Raw genomic sequence first — 19,679 nt, forward strand, 5'->3', positions numbered from 1 at the left:
GCGGCTCTAGCGGGACATACCCGAAGCCCCCGACGCCACCTGTAGGGGTGATGATGCTCCCGCCAGCTCCTTCCGTTCCATGACCCCGGACGTAACACTCCCCCAGATCGTAGTTACACCCCGTGAAACCGAGAACCAGAAGAACGACCCCTCTCTTCATCTTGACTCTCCCCCGAACCGCCAGATAGGTCCGGCAGTGACCATCAGGACCATGCCGCCAGGAAGGACACGGCTACTCCCACCAGCCCAGTCCAGGTTGACGCTCGTGGACGCCCCCAAACGCCCCGCGAAGTACCAGTCGGTCTGGGCGCGGCCACCAGGAGCGACGCCGACCACGCGGTCACAGATCACGGCGCCGCACACCGGCATCAAGTAGATCGACAGCGACGGGCCAAAACTGACGTTGCCTGTCTTCGTGGCATACCCAAGGGTAACCGCCGTTCGATCGTAAACCCCGACGCCTGCACCTGGAACGATGCTGAGCACGTTGTGGACTTCGATCCGGAAGTCGCTCGCTCTGCGCCAGAGCCAGCCGACGAAGGGGCTCACGGCAAGCTTGGGCTCAGTTCCAACCTGGATCCCACCGACACTGACACCGCCGCTGAACTCGAGTGCCAGCGCCGGCTCAGGAGCGATGACGAGCATATAAGCGCAGATCAGGCTGACCTTGCCGTGGAAGCGCATCGACATGGTGGGAGGCCCTTGGCCAAGCCGCGACACGCGGTGTGTGTACGCGCGCCATTTTTCTGGTTGTGGCCTGGGCGTCCAAGAGAAATCCGACGAGGAGATCGCAAGGCTCGAGGGTCGAGCCGTCCCGGGCGCACACGCGGCTACGCGGTGGAGGTGTTCGTCAACCATTTGGTGGGCGAACGGCTCTCGCCCGGAAATCCGCAGCGCCACGACTATTCCGTTTGACTATGGCGGCCGCACCGTGCTTCCCCGGGTGCGCTTCAACATCTGTGACCGCAGCGGCGGAGAGGGGCCGCGCCGAACTCGCGCCCGCGCGCCTCGTCGCCGGCGCCCCTTCTGTACTAGGTCAGATGGGCGACGGCGCCACGCTCGCCCTTTGGCAGCCTCGCTCCGGCGCTCGGCCAGGTGGAGAGCCACTGCGCCGAGCTGGCCGACGCTCGCCTCGACATCTGCGACGGCCCCGAGCGTACCCAGGTGGACGGCGGCCCCCAGTTCGTGCCGGGGACCGCGACGCCGGCTAGGCCTGGAGCGGCCCCCCACCGGACGCCCGCGCCGCGGCGAGAGACTGCGCCGATCGGCTCCGGCGCCCTGTGCTCGACGGCGGCCGCGCCGAGTTCGTCCTCATCGAACTGCTGGATGGTGAACGACCACGGCCCCGAGCGCGTGCCCTAGGCGCAGCGATTTGAAGCCGCGCCCTTGACGACCCGCGACCCGACCGCCAGCAGCGGCACGGGTGCGTGCCCATGGCCCCATACAGCTCCCCCGGCCTCCCCGCGCATGCCGCCGGGCTGGAAAGAAGCTGCGTAGGACGTTGGACTCAGCCCACGACTGGAGGATGCCGCCGAACAAGCCGCTGCTGCCGACGAAGCCCGCCGTTTCGAGAAAGGAACGCTCGCGATCGGTGGTACGATCATGCCCTACCGAAAGCGCCTGGCTGGCGGGCTTCGCGGCAGACCGGCAAATCGTTGGACTGACGATTCACTATGAAACCACTATCTGAACCGACGCTGCCCGCGCTCTCGCTGCGGATGTACGACCCGGAGCAAGTCTACGCGGAGCGGATTGCACAGCGCCAACTGGCGTACCTGGACAATAACGTCTGGATCGAACTGCGAGATGCTAGGACCGCCGCGGCGACGGCGTGTCGGGACGCCTGTTTCGCGGCAGTTGCGGCTGGCAAAGCACTGTTCCCGCTGGCGTTCCCAAGCATCACCGAAGCGATTGAAATCGAGGACGTCGCCACGAAGCTGCGTCACTGCACGCTCTTAGACGAACTGTCGTCCGGTGTTACTTTCCGGTCACCTGCCATACTATTAAAGCTTGAGGCCTGGAGCGCGTCGGAGTGGTTCTTTCTAGGCGATGAACGACCGCTTGAGCGAACGCAAGTTTTTACAAGCGTTCCCGAACACCTCGGGGAAGGTACGCTGAGCTTCCCGGCGGGTTGGACGCTGAGCATGCTAAGAAAGCTCGCTGATGACATGGCTTCCGACCCGCGGATGCGAAGCGTCCGGTTCATCGCTGAGCAAGGTGACTGGAAGCAGCGGCATGCCGCATTCCGCGCAAGCTACGTAGATAAGATGGAGGCACTGCGGGCTCGGCAGCGGACCAGGCCGAAGTTGCCCAAACAACAGGCCTTCGCTCGGGCACTGCTCGACGAACGGGTGGCGCTCATAAAGAGCTACCTGCTCGAGGGAGGGGCGGAACATCTATTTTCGATACTCGGCCCGGAGAAGGCGGCGTCGCGAATTAGCGAGGTGCTGGCGGCTAAGGGCGCGGGCGGTCCCGAACGGATACGCGAGATATGCAAGCGGATGCCGATACTTGACCAGCACGCACGCCTGATGGCTCACGACACTCTGGAGTCGAACAGAAAGCCACAACCCCAAGATTTCTTCGACATCGACCATGCGACTTCTCCTCCGGTTTACGCTGACGCATTCGTGACCTTCGACCGGCGACTTGCGCGGCTAGTTCGAAGCGCTAATCGGGGAGGCGCAAAGCTTCTCACATCTTTCAACGAATTGCTTGGCTGGCTGGAGGCGCTTCGCTAGGACGACAAACATGTTGAAGATCGTCTAGTTCCGATAGGTTATGCCGCCTCCTGGATGAGCCGCTGGGCGGCCTCGAGATTCTGGATGGTGGCTGCGCGCCGGAGGTCGAATAGGTTTCTCCTGGCGCCGATGTAGCGCGCGCTGTGTCCTTTCCGCGCCGCGATATGGGCGAGCGCATGCTCCACAGCCGTGCGCTGCCGGAGCACGGCGCGTCCTGGCCCGGTCTGCTGTAGCTTCCGGAACTTGCGCTGCAGCGCTTCGTCCTCGGCGATGGACACGGTTCGGCCTCGTCCCGACGCGGCTTGGGTGCATTTGGATCGGAGAGGGCACGCGCCGCACTCTTCAGGATCGAACTCGACCGTGTCGCCCGGTTCGAACACTTCGACCTGCCCTGCTGGACATGTAATCGTCTTGGTACGCAGGTCAATCTTGAAGTCGCGCTTGCTGAACAAGGCGAGGCTGCGAGCCCGCTGCCCCCAAGGCTTCGAGAACCCCCGGCCCTTCGCGCGGATCACGTCATCAACGACGGGACTGTTCACGTAGGCGCGATCGATGTGGAGTTCGACGATGCGCAACCGCTGACGCTGAATGTCCTTGGCGATCGGCGAGGCTCCCTCTTCTTCGGGCCGATTCGCGGGCGTGACCGCGCAGGCGACAATGATGGGAAGGTCAAGGTCGCGTGCGATGTGCTCCTTGTAGCCGTCAAACCGCTTCGAGCGGCTCTTGCGGCCGTGGCGCATCTCGGCGTCTTCGATGGAGACACGGCGGTCAGGCGCAACGCCTTGCCGGATGCGAACGGTCCCATCCTCGGCTGTTTCCAGGTCCTGGTCTCGGACCTGTGTGATCGCATCCAGATAGGTGCGAAGCGGCTGCTCGACGACGTCGTCCAGATGGCGGTCGACCCACTGCTGCAACGACGAGACCTGCCGCTCCAGGATCTGAATCGCCGCTGCCTTCTGTTTCGGGTCGCTCCAGTCGAGGTCGAGCCCGGCCTTGATGCTGGGAGCCAGAAGCAGCGGGATGCCCGCCTTGCGGCAGATCTCCTCGGGCGGACGCTCCGTGATCTTCGACACGACGCGGACGATGCTGCGTGCAGCATGGCCGAGCAGGTTGATCGTGTCTTCAACCCGCCCGGCCCCCGCTAAAGGGCGGCTATCGATGGCCACCCGCAGCGCTTTCGACACCGCACGCCTTTCGCCCTCCGTCATCGCGCCGGACCGAACGAGCGCCACGGTCCGCTCCAGCAGCACCCGGTCCATCTCGTGCGCGACCATCCGCTCTCGGAACGCCTGCAGCGCGCCCTGCGAGAACGGCGGCGTCGCCGCACCCAGGCATCCGAGCACCATCTGCCAGCGCAGGTCGACGACGGACAACTCCACGGCCTCGGCATCCGATGCGCCGACGTAGCCTTGGAGCAGCGTGACCATGCACATCAGCGCCGGTGGATGCGGCGCCTCGCCTGCCCCCGTCGTCCGGTACATGCCCTCCAGCTGCTCCTGGAACGTCTCATCGAACAGCTCGTGCCGGTGCTGCCTGAGAAAGCCGAACAGTGCTCTCACGCGCGTCAGCCGCTTCATCAGCGCCTGCTCTTGCCGCGACAGCTCCACCGGCGGCAACTATCGTTCCATCCGTGCACCTCCGGACGCGGACGAGATCATGGCCCGACGAGACCGTCGAGCCTTGCATCGAAGCGACCGGAATTATCGCAAAATCAACCTGATCGGTCCTCTAGTACTACAGCCGTACTTGGTCCCAGGTGCGGCTGTAAGCATCAAAATCGTCGAGAAATCCATGTCCGTCCGCCCGCCTACAGCCGCAGATGGGCCGCAAGGACGGCTGTAGTACTAGGACATCCAAGGGCGATCTGCTGCGGAGCCCCCCGTCGGCGCTCCGCCGCCGATGCACGGACCGCGGCAGCTCGCCCGCTCCAGGCGCAGCGCTGGCGGCGTGTGGCCTCCGGCGGGCACACTTCCCCGTCGCCCCCCTTCCTCGCGCTCGCGTCACGCCGCCTCGCACCCCGCTGGGTCGCGCGCTCGGGCCATGGCCGGCCCCTCGGTCGGCAGCCCCAGGTGGACCAAGATAGCGGTCACCACCTCGGGATCGTGAAGGTCCGCGATCACCCGACGCCGACCGCCACAAGGGCAGGCGAGGACATCTTCGAGGTACACGCGCACCGTTGAACGATCTCAGAGCGGGCGGGCACTCACCGAAGGAGCACCGACGCCAGGTCGCCGGCCCGTCCGTAGACCTGGGTCGCCGGTGCTCTCACGCGCCAAGTCTCCCGCTGTTCTCGGGAGCTCGCGGCGCGCGTTCTTCTTCCACCCAATTCGACGGCGTTTTTCGGAATCTCGGTCTTCGACCGCCCTTCCGAAAAGCTGCAGAACAGCGCTCGATACGCTCGAACGCCGATTCAGGTCGCACTTTTCCCCGAGGAGCTCGCATGAATCGTAGTCGTTATTTGTTCTCGGCGCTGTCCTTCCTATCCGCTCTCGTGGTTGTCGCGTGCAGCGACGCCGAGAAGGGCAGCAGCGGCTCATCCGGCTCCGGTCCGGAGAACGGCAACGCGGAAGCGCTGCCGTGCGACGTCGACAAGATCCTCTCCACGAAGTGCCAGACCTGTCACGGGGCGTCCCCGAAGTTCGGCGCGCCGTTCCCGCTGGTCGACCGGAGCGATCTGGTCGCGCCCGCGGTGAGCGATCCCAACAAGAAGGTCTACGAGCTCGTCGCCGCACGCGCCCGCGACACCGCGCGCCCCATGCCTCCGCCCCCGACCGAGCGCCTGACCGCCGCGGAGCTCGCGATCTTCGATCAATGGATCGCCGCCGGCATGCCGGCCGGTAAAGACACGTGCGTCGACCCGGGCGGCGGCGGAACCATCGACCCTCCGACCCTGAGCTGCACACCGGATGTCCTGCTAGCGCCGTCCGCGCCTTACGTCATGCCGAAGGGCGTCCAGGACCAGTATATGTGTTATGGGGTCGATGTAGAGATCGGCCAGAAACGACACCTCGTCGGGGTCGTGCCCCACATCGACAACAGCACCATTGTACACCATATCCTGCTCTTCAAGGCGGATGAGGCGTCTCCCTCGACGCCCACGCCGTGCAATGGGGGCGACATCATGGGGGCTCTTTTGGCCGTCTGGGCGCCCGGCGGCAAGGCCATGGAGCTGCCGCTAGAGGCGGGCTTCCCGCTGGAAGGCACGGCACACTTCACAATCCAGGTGCACTACAGCAACATCAAGGGCCTCGACGGGCAGCAAGACAGCACCGGCTTCGACGTCTGCACGACGACGGAGCTCCGCCCCAGCGACGCCGGCATCTTCATGTTCGGCACAGAAGACATCAACATCCCGCCTCACGGCTCGCTCGACGTGAGCTGCGATTACCAGTTCCCGCCGGATATGGGGGCGCTTTCGGTAATCAGTGTTATGCCGCACATGCACATCCTCGGCAAGCACCTGTCGAGCAACACGGTGCCCACGGACGGCAGCGAGCCGAGCAACCTGGGGCTCGCCGATCCGTGGAACTTCGACAACCAGATCTGGTACGATAACGATACCATCCTTCGAGGCGGCGACACCGTGAGGACGCGTTGCGCGTGGGACAACCCGGGCAACAGTGCCGTGGAATTCGGGGACCGGACGCTGGATGAGATGTGTTATAATTTCGTGATGTACTATCCGTCTCAAGAGCTAGATTCAAAGGTGGGGGACTGGACTTCTCCGGCGGACGACGTGTCCTGTGTGACGACAAAATAGACCAGCTCGTGCAAGACGCGCGCCTGTGCCCAAGCGGAGGCGCGCGCCGTTCGGTGAGAGCGCTCGTAAGCCTGGCGAACAGGAGCACCGCGCGCGCCTTCGAGGGTCTCTTCGATCCGCGCGCCACCCCGAACGGCCGCGTCGATCGCTTCGCTTTCAGCGAGCGGATAGGACAAGCAAACGCGTTCCGCAAAGTAAAGATTCTCGGAGCCGTTCCTGACTCGTGCAGTCCGACTGTACGAGCTCATTGAGAGAACGGGCCTTATGCGATCAGGCAGGTTTCCACGCCTGAAACGCCTGGGATTGCCGCGACGTAGCACCAAGCGGAAGGCATCGTACCGTATAGCTGTACCCTACTGGCTCTACCTGCCCGGCCCCCGTTTTCTGCACACCCCTTGAGTACGCCCGCGCTGCCCGGGTTTCACCGAGCATCGTCCACGGCGGCACGCCGGGGATCGATGCTTGACGTCCGCCGCTCTCCTCCCAATGGACGCGCTGCCCAGCGCTCCCTCAAGGAGGTCCTGTTGAGCTCCACATTCACGGAGGATGCGTACCCTTCACCCGATGAGCGCGCTCGGTTGCGCGAGAGCCTCACACGATCGCTGCCCGAGATCCCGCCCGTCTACTTCTACGACGATCTCGGGAGCGAGCTGTTCGAGCAGATCACCCACCTCGCGGTCTACTACCCGACGCGCACGGAGATCGGCATCCTCGAGCAGCGCGCCGGAGACATCCTGCGCGCCGTCCGGCCGCGGCGCCTCGTCGAGCTGGGCAGCGGCGCGGGCCGCAAGATCCGCATCCTGCTCGACGCCTGGCGGTGGGTGGGCGGCGGCGAGACGTGCACGATGCTGGACGTGAACGGGCTCTTCCTGGAGACGTCGATCAGCCGCCTCCGCACCGACTACCCGGAGTACACGTTCCGCGGCGTGATCGGTGATTTCACGACCGACCTGCCGCGGCTCGGCCGGGGCGGGGGGCGCCTCGTGCTCTTCCTCGCGGGCACCATCGGCAACCTCTACCCCGACGAGCGGCGCGCATTCTTCCGCGAGGTCGCGCGCGTCATGGAGCCGTCGGACGCGCTCCTCGTCGGCGCCGATCTGGTCAAGGACACGGCCCGGCTGGAGGCCGCGTACGACGATCCGGAGGGCGTGACGGCGGCCTTCAACCGCAACGCGCTCCGCGTGATCAACCGGCGCTTCGGGGCGAATTTCGCGCCCGACGCGTTCGCGCACCGCGCCTTCTACGACGCGGCGCGGGCGTGGATCGAGATGCGCCTCGTGGCCACGCGGCGGATGCGCGTGCAGATCCCGGCGCTCGATCTGCGGCTCGATCTCGAGCGCGGCGCCGAGATCCGCACCGAGGTGAGCTGCAAGTTCACGCGCGACTCGCTCCAGGCCTCGGCCCGGGCCGGAGGGCTCGTGATGTCTTCGTGGCACACCGATCCCGACCAGCTCTTCGCGCTGGCCCTGCTCCGGCGGAGCGACGCGTGACGGAGGCCTCGTTCGAGGCGCTCCTCGCCGCCGCGTGGCGCCGCAGCGACGACCTGTTCGCGCTCGTCCCGGAGGCGTCGATGGGGCGTCGGCCCATCGCGCTGCGACACCCCTTCTCGTTCTACCTGGGGCACCTCCCGGCCTTCGCGTGGAACCAGATCGGCCGAGGCGTCCTCGGGCTCGGGCCCATGCGGAGCGATTTCGACGTGCTGTTCGAGCGCGGGATCGATCCGGCCAACGAAGACGGCGCCCGCGCCGCGTCGAGGGACGCGTGGCCGGCGATCGCCGAGGTGATCGCGTACCGCGACGAGGTCCGCCGCGCCGTGCGGGCGCGCATCCCCGACGTGCTGGCGCGCGCCGACGATGTGCTCGGCGCGCGAGGGCGGATCCTCCAGCTCGTGATCGAGCACGAGCGGATGCACCACGAGACCCTGATGTACATGCTCCAGGAGCACGGCGACGCGCGGCGCCCCGACGGCGCGCCCGCGTTCGTGGCCGGCGGGGGGCGCGCGGCCGAGCCCCGGCACGTCCCGGCGGGCCGCGTGGTGATCGGCGCGGACTTCGAGGCGATCCCGTTCGGCTGGGACAACGAGTTCGGGCGCGCGGAGATCGATGTCCCGGGCTTCACCATCGACTCGTTGCCGGTGCGGAACGGCGATTACCTGGCCTTCCTCGAGGCGATGGGAGACGGCGCGCGGGCCGCGCTCACGCCCCGTACGTTCGTGCGCCGCGGAGGCGGGCTGGCGGTGAAGACGATCTTCGGGCCGGTCTCCTTCGAGGTCGCGTCGGGCTGGCCGGCGCAGGTCTCGGGCGAGCAGGCGCGCGCCTATGCAGTCTGGCGCGGTGGGCGCCTGGCGACCGAGGCCGAGCTGCGCCGCGCCGCGTTCGGCGAGCCGAGCGGCGGTGTGCGCGCGCGTCCGTGGGGGCACGCGCCGGGCGAGCCGCGTCATGGCCACTTCGGCTTTCGCGGATGGTCGCCGGTGCCGACGGGCAGCCACCCGGACGGCGCCAGCGCGTTCGGCGTCGAGGAGCTGGTGGGCAATGGCTGGGAGTGGACGTCCACGCCCTTCGCGCCCTTGCCCGGCTTCGTCGCGTACGCCCGCACGTACCCCGGGTACTCGGCGGATTTCTTCGACGGGGAGCACGACGTCGTCTTCGGCGCCTCGTGGGCGACCGACGAGGGGTTCCTCCGGCCGAGCTTCCGCAACTGGTATCGCCGGGACTATCCCCATGTCTTTTCGAGCTTCCGGGTCGTACGCGAGGAGCCACGCTCTCGGCGGCGATGATCGAGCTCGATCAGGTGACCAAGCGGTACGATGGAATCGCCGCTGTCGACAGCGTCTCCCTGCGCGTCGAGCCGGGCGAGCTGGTGGTCCTGCTGGGCGGGTCGGGATCGGGGAAGACCACGACGCTGAAGATGACGAACCGGCTCATCGAGCCGAGCTCGGGTCGCATCCGCGTCGAGGGCGAGGACGTGACCACCGTGCCGCCGCACGCGCTCCGGCGCCGCATCGGCTACGTGTTCCAGCGGCTCGGGCTCTTCCCGCACCTGACGGTCGCCGAGAACGTGGGCATCACGCCGGCGCTCCTCGGCTGGGACCCGAGGCGCATCCGTGGTCGGGTGGACACGCTGCTGGAGCTGGTCGAGCTGGATCCAGCCGAGGTCCGCGATCGGCGGCCCGACGCGCTCTCCGGCGGCCAGGCGCAGCGCGTGGCCGTGGCGCGGGCGCTGGCGGCCGAGCCGGGCGTGCTGCTGCTCGACGAGCCGTTCGGCGCGCTCGATCCGATCACGCGCGAGCGCCTCCAGCGATCGTTCGCGCGGGTGCGCCGGAGCCTGGGGTTCTCGGCGATCTTCGTCACGCACGACGTCGTCGAGGCGCTGCTCCTCGGCGATCGCGTGGGCGTCATGCGCGGCGGGCGCCTCCTGCAGCTCGCGCCCGGCCGCGAGCTGGCGCGCGCGCCGGCCGACGACTACGTGGCCGATCTGGTGCGCGGCCCGCTCGAGCAGGCGCGCGCCGTCGAGTCGCTGATCGCGGGCGCGCCCGCGCGAACGATCGCTGGAGGCGGCGCTTCGTGAAGGAGCAGCTCGCCCTCCTCCCGCGCTACCTCGCCGCCCACCTCGGGCTCACGCTGGTCGCCCTGGCGCTGGGCGTGGCCGTGAGCGTCCCGCTGGGCGTGCTGGTCACGCGATCGCGCCGCCTGGAGGGGCCGGTGCTGGGCGTGGCGAGCGTCGTCCAGACCATCCCGAGCCTGGCGCTCCTGGCCTTCATGGTGCCCGTGCTCGCGGCCCTGGGCGCGCGCAGCATCGGCTATCTGCCGGCGCTGATCGGCCTCTTCCTCTACAGCCTCTTGCCGGTCCTCAGGAACACGGCGGCCGGCCTCTCGGGCCTCGATCCGGCGGTGATCGAGGCCGCGCGCGGCGTGGGGATGACGCCCCGCGAGCAGCTCCGCCGCGTCGAGCTGCCGCTGGCGCTCCCGGTGATCGTGGCCGGCGTGCGCACGGCGGCGGTGCTGACGGTGGGCACCGCCACGCTCTCCACGCCGGTCGGGGCGCCGAGCCTTGGTGACTACATCTTCAGCGGGCTGCAGACGCGCAACTACACGGCCGTGCTGATCGGCTGTGTGGCCTCGGCCGGGCTCGCGCTGGTGCTGGACGGCCTGGTGCGTGGCCTGCTCGCCGGCGTCACGCGCCGCAGCCGGCGCCTCGTGCTGCTGTGTCTCGGCGGCTTCGCCGGGCTCGCGGTCTTCGCGGCCACCCCGGTCGTGCGCGCCCTCCTCGAGCGCGATCAGGTGTCCATCACCGTCGGCGCCAAGACCTTCACCGAGCAGTACATCCTCGCCGGCATCGTCGCCGGGAGGATCGAGCGCGTCGCCGGCGTGCCGGCGCGGACGCTGGGATCGCTCGGATCGACGGTGGTGTTCGACGCGCTGAAGAGCGGCGAGATCGACGTCTACGTCGACTACTCGGGCACCCTCTGGGCGAACGTCCTGGCACGGAGCACGGAGGGCGCGGACCGCGCGTCGGTGCTGGCCACGGTGGAGAGGGAGCTGCTCGATCGGTACGACGTCCACGTGGCCGCCGCGCTCGGGTTCGAGAACACCTACGCGCTCGCCATGCGGCGGGCCGAGGCCGAGCGGCTGGGGATCCGGCGCATCAGCGATCTCGGGGCGCGCGCGCGATCGCTGCGGGTGGGGGGCGACTACGAGATCTTCCAGCGGCCGGAGTGGCGCGCCATCGAGCGCGTGTACGGCCTCGCGTTCCGCGAGGCGCGGAGCATGGATCCGTCGCTGCTCTACGAGGCGCTGCGAGCGGAGCAGGTGGACGTGATCACCGCCTTCTCGACCGACGGGCGGATCATCGTCGACGATCTGGTGCTGCTGGAGGACGATCGCCGGGCCATCCCGCCGTACGACGCGCTCGTGCTGGTGAGCGATCGGCTCGCGCGCACCCGCCCGGAGGTGCTGGAGGCGCTGCGCGGGCTGTCGGGGACGATCGACGCGCAGAAGATGCGCCAGATGAACGCGGCCGTGGACGAGAAGAAGGGCTCGCCGGCCGCGGTGGCCGGCCGTTTCCTCGATGAATTGCGGCGCTGAATTCTCCTGCGCTGGGCCCCCCGCGGGCCGGCCGTTGGGGCTCGCACGTTTCGCTCGCAGCAGCACCCGCCGGGCCCGCCGTGATGCCCGCGCGATGTGCTGCCGCTTTGCTCTTTCCCGGTCCAGGCCGAGGGTGAGCGCCAGGAGCAGGTCGTGCGACGCTCGCGCGCAACCCGGTGCACCGTCGGCTGAACAATCTTCACCGTGTCGTTGCCGAGGCGTACCTTGCCGTGGGCCGCCAGCTCTGCGCGGCGCGTGGAACCCCGATGTCGATGTCCGTGTCCTTGCCCTCCGCTCCCTCGCCCTCCGTTCGCACGCTCCTCGAGTCGCTGCCGTCACGGGGGCGCTTGATCGAGCTCGCGCGCTACTTCGGCGTCTTCGTGCCCCAGCGCGGCACGAAGGCCGAGCTGGTCGCCGCCCTGGCGCGCTCCGAGCAGGTCCGCATGCGCGCCGTGGTCGAATGGATGGGCCGCGACGAGCTCCGCGCTGCCTGCCAGGCCCACGGCCTCGACGCTTCCAGCCGCGCGCGCCAGGAGCTCGCAGAGCGGCTCCTCCAGGCCTTCGGCGATCGCAAGACCGCCCCGCCGACGGGCCTCTTCGGAGCCCACGTCACCCCGCGCCTCACGCCCGTGAAGGGGGACATCGCGCTCGTCCGGCAGCGCCAGTACCTCGTCGAGGACGTCATCACGCCCGAAGCCCCGAGCGAGGCCACCCGCGTCGACCTCGTCTGCCTCGACGACGATGCGCAGGGCGTCCGCCTCTCGGTGCTCTGGGAGATCGAGCTCGGCGCGAAGGTCCTGCAGCCCGAGGCCGAGGGGCTCGGCGCGGTCGCCTCGCTCGACCCCCCGCGCCGCTTCGCGGCCTACTTCCACTCCCTCAAGTGGAGCAGCGTCACGGCCACGCGCGCCGATCTCTTCCAGGCGCCGTTCCGGGCTGGCATCAAGCTCCTCGACCACCAGCTCACGCCCCTCAAGAAGGCCCTCGAGCTGCCGCGCGCGAACCTGTTCATCGCCGACGACGTGGGCCTCGGCAAGACCATCGAGGCCGGGCTCGTCATGCAGGAGCTCCAGCTCCGGCAGCGCGTGGACTTCGTCCTCGTCGTCTGTCCGGCCTCCCTCTGCCTCCAGTGGCGCGGCGAGATGGAAAAACGCTTCGGCCAGCGCTTCGAGATCATGGGCCGCGAGCTCGTCGCCCGCCGGCGCCGCGAGCGGGGCTTCGGCGTCAACACCTGGAGCACCCACAACCGCTTCATCGTCTCTTACCAGACGCTCCGCCGCACCGAGTACCGCGAGCCGCTCATCGCCCACCTCGGCGCGCGCATGAAGAAGAGCCTGCTCGTGCTCGATGAGGCCCACACCGCGGCGCCCGCCTCGGCGAGCCTGTACGCGGTCGACTCCCACGTCACGACCTTGATCCGCGACGAGCTCGGCCCGCGGTTCGAGAACCGTCTCTTCCTGTCGGCGACGCCGCACAACGGTCACTCGAACAGCTTCAGCGCCCTCATGGCGATGCTCGACCCCCAGCGCTTCACGCGGGGCGTCCCCATCCAGGCGGGGTCGAAGGCGCTCTCCGCCGTGATGGTCCGCAGGCTCAAGCGCGACCTCCAGGCGCTCGGCAAGAGCGATTTCCCCGTCCGGAGCGTCGTCCGGATAGCCCTTACGCGCGAGGGCGACGGCTTCCGGGCGCGGTGCTTCGAGGCCGAGGCCGGCCAGCGGGAGAAGCTCGCCGCGGAGATCGCGCTCGTCCCCGTCGGCACGCCCGAACTCGAGCTCTCGTGCCTCCTGGCCGAGTACACAGAGACGATGAAGCCGAAGCGCGGCCGTGGGCAGCTCGTCTTCATCAACCTCCAGAAGCGGCTCCTCTCGAGCATCGAAGCGTTCCACCGGACGCTGAACGCGCACGCCGCGCGCGTCGACGAGGGGGCGCCGAGCGCCGATCCCCGCCGCTCGGCGGGGCGCACCGCCACGCTGGATGACCAGCTCGATCTGGAAGGAATGGCGAGCGCCGCACCAGCGCCTGCGCCGCTGCTCGGGCGCGGGCGGCCCGAGGACGACGACGCGTATGGCGTCGACGACGAGCAGCGCGACGAGGAGGACGCGGCCGAGGTCGCCTCGGCGTCAACCGCGCTCCCGTCCCCCGAGGGGCGCGCCCGCCAGCTGCTCCAGCGCATGCTCGACCTCTCTCGCCAGCACCGCCATCGGCCCGACGCCAAGGTGGCGGCGCTCCTGCACTGGCTCCGCGCGGAGCTCTGCCCAGGGGTCGGCACGTCGGACAGGGGCAAGCGCAGGAGCGGCGCCTGGGGCGACCGGCGGGTGATCATCTTCACGGAGTACGGCGACTCCATGCGCTACCTCCAGAAGACGCTCGGCGCCGCCTTCGAGGACACCGACCGCGGCGACGAGCGCATCGCCATCTTCCACGGCGGCATGGGCGACGAGGCGCGCGAGGAGCTGCAACGGGCGTTCAACGGCGATCCGGGGGAGCACGCCGTGCGCGTCCTCATCGCCACCGACGCCGCGCGCGAGGGCCTGAACCTCCAGAACCACTGCGCCGATCTCTTCCACTTCGACGTCCCGTGGAACCCGGCCCGCATGGAGCAGCGCAATGGCCGCATCGATCGCACGCTCCAGCCCGCGAGCAAGGTCCGCTGCCACTACTTCGTCTACCCGGAGCGCGCCGAGGACGCGGTGCTCGAGAAGCTCGTGGGCAAGGTCGAGACGATCCAGACCGAGCTCGGGAGCCTGGGCGAGGTCGTCATGGAGCGCATCGAGCGGGCGTTCAGCCATGGCATCGATCGGAGCACCGCGGCCGCCCTCGACGAGGCCGAGCGGCTCCCCGAGCAGGCCGAGACGACCCGGCGCGAGCTCGAGACCCAGCGCGAAGGCCCGGCCGTGCTGAGGAAGGAGATCGACGAGGCGCGCCGCATCCTCGGCCGATCCCGCAAGGTGATGGACTTCAGGGAGGAGCTCCTGCACGACGCCATCGACGTCGGCCTGGAGCTCGCGGGGGCCGCGCCCCTGGCGCCGCACGCCGAGAAGGTGGAGGGGCAGCAGGCGTTCGCGCTGCCGCCTCTGCCGGCGAGCTGGGACCGCACCCTCGACAGCCTGCGCCGCCCTCGCCGCAGGGACGAGCCCGAGTGGGAATGGCGCAAGCTTCCGCCGCAGCCCGTGGTCTTCAAGGCGCTCGACCGGATGGGCGAGGAGCGCGTCCACCTGCACCTCGAGCACCCGTTCGTGCAGCGCATCCTGGCGCGCTTCCTGGCCCAGGGCTTTGGCGCCCAGGATCTCTCGCGCGTGACGCTCGTGCCCGACGACCGCTCGGGCGAGCCGCGGGCCATCGCCTTCGGTCGCCTCTCCCTGTTCGGGCCCGGGGCCGCGCGCCTGCACGACGAGCTCATCGCCGTCGCCGCGCCCTTCCGCGAGAGCGGCGACGGCGATCACCTGAAGCCCATGGGCACCGAGGAGGATCGCCAGGCCGTCGCCCACCTCGAGGAGCTGCTCACGCGCGTGGGCGGCCTCCCGGCCGTCCCGGAGCCCCTTCGCCGGCGCCTGGCGAGGACGGCCGCCGCCGACTTCGGCGTGCTCTGGCGGCACGTGCAGGACGAGGCCGACGGACGGGCGCACGAGGCCGCGCAGCTCCTCTCGGCCCGCGGCGCCAAGGAAGCCGAGGATCTGCGGCAGATCTTGAGGGCCCAGCGCGTCGAGATCGAGGGCCAGCTGAACGTCCAGCTCTCGCTCTTCGGCGAGCTCGAGGGCGACACGATGAAGTCGCAGCGGGAGCAGCTCGAGAGCGAGCGAGAGGACATGAGGAAGCGCCTGGGCCGCATCGAGGACGAGATCCGGGACGAGCCGGCGGAGCTCGAGGCGCTCTACCGCGTGAGCCTGAAGCGGCTCGCGCCGGTCGGGCTCGTGTACCTCTGGCCGACGACGAGCATCTAGTTAGTAGGGACGAGAGACGCCATGAGCGACGCCGACAAGCGATTCCACGAGCAATGGATCGGCATGGCGCAGCCCTCGGAGGGGCTCGTCGTGTCGGTGCCCGTGCTGGTCGATGCCCAGTGCGCGGAGAAGCTGCCGCGGGAGGCGCACCTGGCCTTCCTCGAGTGCCTCGAGGAGGACGCCGAGAAGAGGCTGCACGTCCCGGATCTGGCGCGGCTCTTCTCGACCGTGCTCGAGCTCGACGCCGAGCGCTTCGACGCGGGCGAGGCGCTCCCGAAGGAGCTCTCGCTCTACGTCGTGGAGGGCAAGCAGCTCCTCCGGCCGACGCGCGCGCTCCGGTGGAACAAGCCCCGGGAGGAGGCGGCCGCCGCGGCGGACAGCACGCCCGCGGCGCAGGCGGGGCGGCCGTACGCGATGCTCGTCTGGGAGGTGCCGCCCGAGGTCGAGCAGCTCGACAAGCCCGAGCAGGTCACCGGCGCGTGGGAGTACCCGGCGCAGGCGAAGTTCGAGCGGCTGCTCCGGGAGTGCCGCGTGCCGATCGGGCTCCTCTCGAACGGCCACGAGATCCGGCTCGTGTACGCGCCGCACGGCGAGTCGAGCGGGTGGATCGCGTTCCGCGCCGCCGACATGGCGTCCGTGAGCGGGCGGCCGATCTTCGATGCCTTCGTGATGCTGCTCTCGCGGCAGCGCTGGTTCGGCGTGGCGGCAGAGCAGTCGCTCCCGGCCATCCTGGCCGAGAGCCGCAAGCGCAACGCCGACGTCACCACCGAGCTCTCGCGGCAGGTCTTCGAGGCGCTCGAGGCGCTGCTCGCGGGGTTCGCCGCCGCCGAGGAGCGGGACGGCACGGGCGCGCTCCGGGACGCGCTGGAGCGGGAGGACGACCACCTCTACGCGGGCCTGCTGACGGTGCTGCTGCGGCTCGTGTTCCTGCTCTACTGCGAGGACCGGGGGCTCCTGCCGGCCGAGCAGCCGCTGTTCGCGCGGAGCTACAGCCTGCTCGGGCTGTTCGACGCGCTCCAGGCCGACTTCGGGAAGTACCCCGACACGATGCACAGGCGCTTCGGGGCGTACCCGCGGCTCGTAGGGCTGTTCCGGGCGGTCTATCTCGGTGTGTCGCACGGGGAGCTCGTGATCCCGGCGCGGCGGGGGCAGCTCTTCGAGCCGAACGCCTATCCGTTCCTCGAGGGGTGGGGGCCGGAGGGGAGCGCGCCGATCACGCAGGCCGAGGCGCGCGCGGCCGTGAAGCTGCCCAGCGTCGACGACCTGACCGTGTACTCGGTGCTGGAGCGGCTGCTCTACCTGGGCGGCCAGCGGCTCTCGTACAAGGCGCTCGACGTGGAGCAGATCGGCAGCGTGTACGAGGCGCTGATGGGCTTCGGGGTGAAGCGTATCGAGCGCGGCGCGGTGCGGATCCGGCTCGGGAGCAAGAAGGGCGCGGCGCGGGTCTGGGTGGAGGCGGACGCGCTGCTCGCGGCGCCGGCGAACCAGCGGGAGCGGTGGCTCCAGGACGAGCTCGGGTTCGACAAGAACGTGGCGGCGAAGATCGCCGAGGCGGTGAAGAGCGCGAAGAAGGCCGAGGAGGCGCTCGGGGCGATGGAGCCCTTGAGCGGGCGTACCCCGGAGCGGGCGGGCGCGGGGACGCTGGTGATCCAGCCGGGGCCGGAGCGGCGGCGGACGAGCAGCCACTACACGCCGCGCACGCTGACCGAGCCGATCGTGGAGCGGACGCTGGAGCCGCTGATCAAGGCGATGGGGGAGGCGCCGAGCTCGGAGACGCTGCTGAACCTGGTCGTCTGCGATCCGGCGGTGGGGTCGGGGGCGTTCCTGGTCGCGGCGTGCCGGTACCTGGCCGATCGGGTGGTGGCGGCTTGGACGCGGGAAGGGCGGCTGGAGGTGATCGCCAGCGCGCACGAGGACGTCGTGAACCATGCGCGGCGGCTTGTGGCGCAGCGGTGCCTGTACGGCGTCGACAAGAACACGTACGCGGTGCAGCTCGCGCGGCTGTCGCTGTGGCTCGTGACGATGGCGAGGAACGAGCCCTTCACGTTCGTGGACCACGCGATTCGGCACGGGGACTCGCTGGTGGGGCTGGGGTTCGAGCAGATCCGGGCGTTTCACTGGAAGCCGCAGGCGCAGGTGGAGCTGTCGGCGGGGCTCCTGTCAGAGGCGCTGGACGAGGCGATCGGGATCCGGAAGAGGATCCTGGAGCTGGCAGGCGAGGGGACGTACGCGGCGCAGCGGGAGAAGGAGCGGCTGCTGTTCGATGCGGAGGACGCGCTCGACCGGGTGCGGCTGGTCGCGGATCTCGTGGTGGGGGCGTTCTTCGGGCAGAAGAGCGACAAGGAGCGGGAGAAGGAGCGGACGCGGCGGCTGGACCGGGTGACGGCGTGGCTCGCGGCGGAGAAGCGGGGGGAGGGGGAGACGGCGGGGGAGATCCTGGCGGAGCTGCGGGGGATGCAGGGGGAGATCCGGCGAGAGCAAGTGCCGTTTCATTGGATGGTCGAGTTTCCGGAGGTGTTTGCGCCGGGGAGGGCGGACCCGCTGGATGGGAACAAGGTTACCGGGCAGGCTTGGGTGGACGCGTTTGTGGGGAATCCGCCGTTTGCGGGAAAGAACGGGGTCATACGGAGCAACGGACCCGCATACTTGCCGTGGCTTCAGGTGCTACACGAAGGGGCGCATGGAAGTGCAGACCTTTGTGCGCACTTCTTCCGGCGTGGTGCTGGACTTCTCGGGTTCAACGGCACTATTGGCCTGATCGCGACCAACACGATCGCCCAAGGCGATACCAGAACCGTTGCCTTGCAGTGGCTACTAGCTCATAGGTATGTGATATATGAAGCTACCAGCACGATGTCATGGCCTGGGGATGCCACTGTTTCAGTTTCGGTAGTCCATGTCGCAACTGGGGCCATGCAGCGTATCGTTTCGGGAAATTATCGCCTTGATGGTAAGGTGGTCTCGATCGTCGACTCGTCATTGCGTCCGAGGCCAGAACGTCCGAATCCAGAACGGCTTGTTGCCAATCGCGGGGTCAGCTTTCTCGGTGTTAATCCATGGGGAGCCGGTTTCTTTATATCTATCGAAGAGCGAGCTCATTTGGTTGAGAGGGATTTTAGAAACTCTGAGCGGATGTTCCCCTATATTGGCGGCGAAGAGGTGAATTCTGATCCGCTGCAGAACTTTTGTCGATATGCGATTCACTTCGGTTCGATGAGTCTCGCTGAAGCCGAGCGGTGGCCTGACTTGCTGCAAATTGTGCGGGAAAGAGTGAAGCCTTCCCGTGAGCAGCTTGGTGACAACACTGATGCACGCCGAATGAAGGCGTATTGGTGGCAGTACTATGGTCGCGATCGTCCAGAGATGGCTGCGTCCATTGGGGCAATCGAGCGCTGTCTGGTTATATCGAGGGTTACAAAGCATTCGTGCTTTTCTTTTCAGCCGACGGGAAGGTTGTTTAGTGAGGTTCTTTGTCTTTTTGCGCTGAATAGATGTTCGCACTTTGCGCTTCTCCAGTCGCGCATTCACGAGCTCTGGGCCCGCCTCTTATCGTCCTCGATGAGAACGGACCTCCGCTACGCCGCCTCCGACTGCTTCGAGACTTTCCCGTTCCCGCAGCCCGACCCCCGCACCGTCATCCCTGAACTCGAAGCCATCGGCGAGAAGCTCTACGAGACCCGCGCCCGCTTCATGGTCGACACCAACCAGGGCCTCACCAAGACCTACAACGCCTTGAAGGACCCCGGCAACGACGACCCCCGCATCCTCGAACTGCGCGCCCTCCACGAGGAGATGGACCGCGCCGTCATCGCCGCCTACGGCTGGAGCGACATCGCCGTCCCCCCGTACTGCCCGAAGACCGACGACGACCGCGCCGCCGTGCAGTCCTTCGAGGACGAGGTCATCGACCGCCTCTTCGTCCTCAACGCCGAGCGCGCCGAGCAGGAGAAGCAAGCCGCCGCAGCCGCCGCGCCTCCCGCGAAGGGCGCCAGGAAGCCCGCCGCCAGGAAGCCCGCCGATCCAGCGAAGAAGCCCCGTGCCCCGCGCGCCAAGCCGGCGGCGCCCACGTTGCCCGGCTTCGCGGACGAGAGCGATCCGTGATCCGGCGAGCCGCGGCACGACCTCGCCGGGGCGCTTCCAGGACGGCCCCGCTCGC

The 19,679-nt window shown here is 68.6% G+C and carries 10 protein-coding genes; 8 read left to right on the plus strand and 2 right to left on the minus strand.

The features are described 5' to 3' along the window. Positions 1 to 156: 156 nt before the first annotated feature. Positions 157 to 690 (minus strand): hypothetical protein, encoded by a 534-nt coding sequence (locus WMF29_RS17705; protein WP_437329957.1) that lies wholly within the window; start codon positions 688 to 690, stop codon positions 157 to 159. A gap of 983 nt (positions 691 to 1,673) precedes the next feature. Between WMF29_RS17705 and WMF29_RS17710 the strand changes: the two genes are divergently transcribed. Next, positions 1,674 to 2,741 (plus strand): hypothetical protein, encoded by a 1,068-nt coding sequence (locus WMF29_RS17710; RefSeq protein ID WP_437329958.1) that lies wholly within the window; start codon positions 1,674 to 1,676, stop codon positions 2,739 to 2,741. A gap of 38 nt (positions 2,742 to 2,779) precedes the next feature. On the opposite strand, the gene WMF29_RS17715 is transcribed toward WMF29_RS17710, so the two are convergent. Then, a complete protein-coding gene (locus tag WMF29_RS17715) occupies positions 2,780 to 4,318 on the minus strand; it encodes an IS1182 family transposase (RefSeq protein ID WP_437331134.1) in 1,539 nt (512 codons plus the stop codon). 863 nt (positions 4,319 to 5,181) lie between these two features. Here WMF29_RS17715 and WMF29_RS17720 point away from each other — a divergent pair. The 7 genes from WMF29_RS17720 (at position 5,182) to WMF29_RS17750 (ending at position 19,624) form a co-directional block, all read left to right on the plus strand. Then, entirely contained in the window at positions 5,182 to 6,501 is a 1,320-nt protein-coding gene (locus WMF29_RS17720; protein WP_437329959.1) for a peptidylglycine alpha-amidating monooxygenase, read from the plus strand. Between the two features lie 524 nt (positions 6,502 to 7,025). Next, positions 7,026 to 7,991 carry an L-histidine N(alpha)-methyltransferase gene (gene egtD / locus WMF29_RS17725; RefSeq protein ID WP_437329960.1) on the plus strand — a complete coding sequence of 322 codons (966 nt, stop codon included), beginning with the start codon at positions 7,026 to 7,028 and terminating at the stop codon, positions 7,989 to 7,991. Then, positions 7,988 to 9,277 (plus strand): SUMF1/EgtB/PvdO family nonheme iron enzyme, encoded by a 1,290-nt coding sequence (locus WMF29_RS17730; RefSeq protein ID WP_437329961.1) that lies wholly within the window; start codon positions 7,988 to 7,990, stop codon positions 9,275 to 9,277. Before egtD ends, WMF29_RS17730 begins: the two co-directional genes overlap by 4 nt. Beyond that, positions 9,274 to 10,068: an ATP-binding cassette domain-containing protein gene (locus WMF29_RS17735; protein ID WP_437329962.1), complete on the plus strand. Its 795-nt coding sequence runs from the start codon at positions 9,274 to 9,276 to the stop codon at positions 10,066 to 10,068. Before WMF29_RS17730 ends, WMF29_RS17735 begins: the two co-directional genes overlap by 4 nt. Next, positions 10,065 to 11,585, plus strand: a complete 1,521-nt coding sequence (locus WMF29_RS17740; RefSeq protein ID WP_437329963.1) for a glycine betaine ABC transporter substrate-binding protein — start codon at positions 10,065 to 10,067, stop codon at positions 11,583 to 11,585. Before WMF29_RS17735 ends, WMF29_RS17740 begins: the two co-directional genes overlap by 4 nt. Before the next feature lie 266 nt (positions 11,586 to 11,851). Continuing rightward, the gene (gene drmD, locus WMF29_RS17745; protein ID WP_437329964.1) at positions 11,852 to 15,523 is read left to right on the plus strand and encodes a DISARM system SNF2-like helicase DrmD; all 3,672 of its coding nucleotides are present in this window, start codon (positions 11,852 to 11,854) and stop codon (positions 15,521 to 15,523) included. Between the two features lie 21 nt (positions 15,524 to 15,544). After that, a complete protein-coding gene (locus WMF29_RS17750; RefSeq protein ID WP_437329965.1) occupies positions 15,545 to 19,624 on the plus strand; it encodes a DNA methyltransferase in 4,080 nt (1,359 codons plus the stop codon). The last annotated feature ends 55 nt before the right edge of the window (positions 19,625 to 19,679 follow it).

This window comes from Sorangium sp. So ce381 (genome assembly GCF_051473845.1).
Classification (GTDB): domain Bacteria; phylum Myxococcota_A; class Polyangia; order Polyangiales; family Polyangiaceae; genus Sorangium; species Sorangium atrum.

Coding starts and splice junctions, on each gene's coding strand:
- WMF29_RS17750 (WP_437329965.1), top strand. CDS start 15,545: ATGAGCGACGCCGACAAGCGATTCCACGAGCAATGGATCGGCATGGCG.
- WMF29_RS17720 (WP_437329959.1), top strand. CDS start 5,182: ATGAATCGTAGTCGTTATTTGTTCTCGGCGCTGTCCTTCCTATCCGCT.
- WMF29_RS17735 (WP_437329962.1), top strand. CDS start 9,274: ATGATCGAGCTCGATCAGGTGACCAAGCGGTACGATGGAATCGCCGCT.
- WMF29_RS17705 (WP_437329957.1), bottom strand. CDS start 690: ATGTCGATGCGCTTCCACGGCAAGGTCAGCCTGATCTGCGCTTATATG.
- WMF29_RS17715 (WP_437331134.1), bottom strand. CDS start 4,318: ATGAAGCGGCTGACGCGCGTGAGAGCACTGTTCGGCTTTCTCAGGCAG.
- drmD (WP_437329964.1), top strand. CDS start 11,852: ATGTCGATGTCCGTGTCCTTGCCCTCCGCTCCCTCGCCCTCCGTTCGC.
- WMF29_RS17710 (WP_437329958.1), top strand. CDS start 1,674: ATGAAACCACTATCTGAACCGACGCTGCCCGCGCTCTCGCTGCGGATG.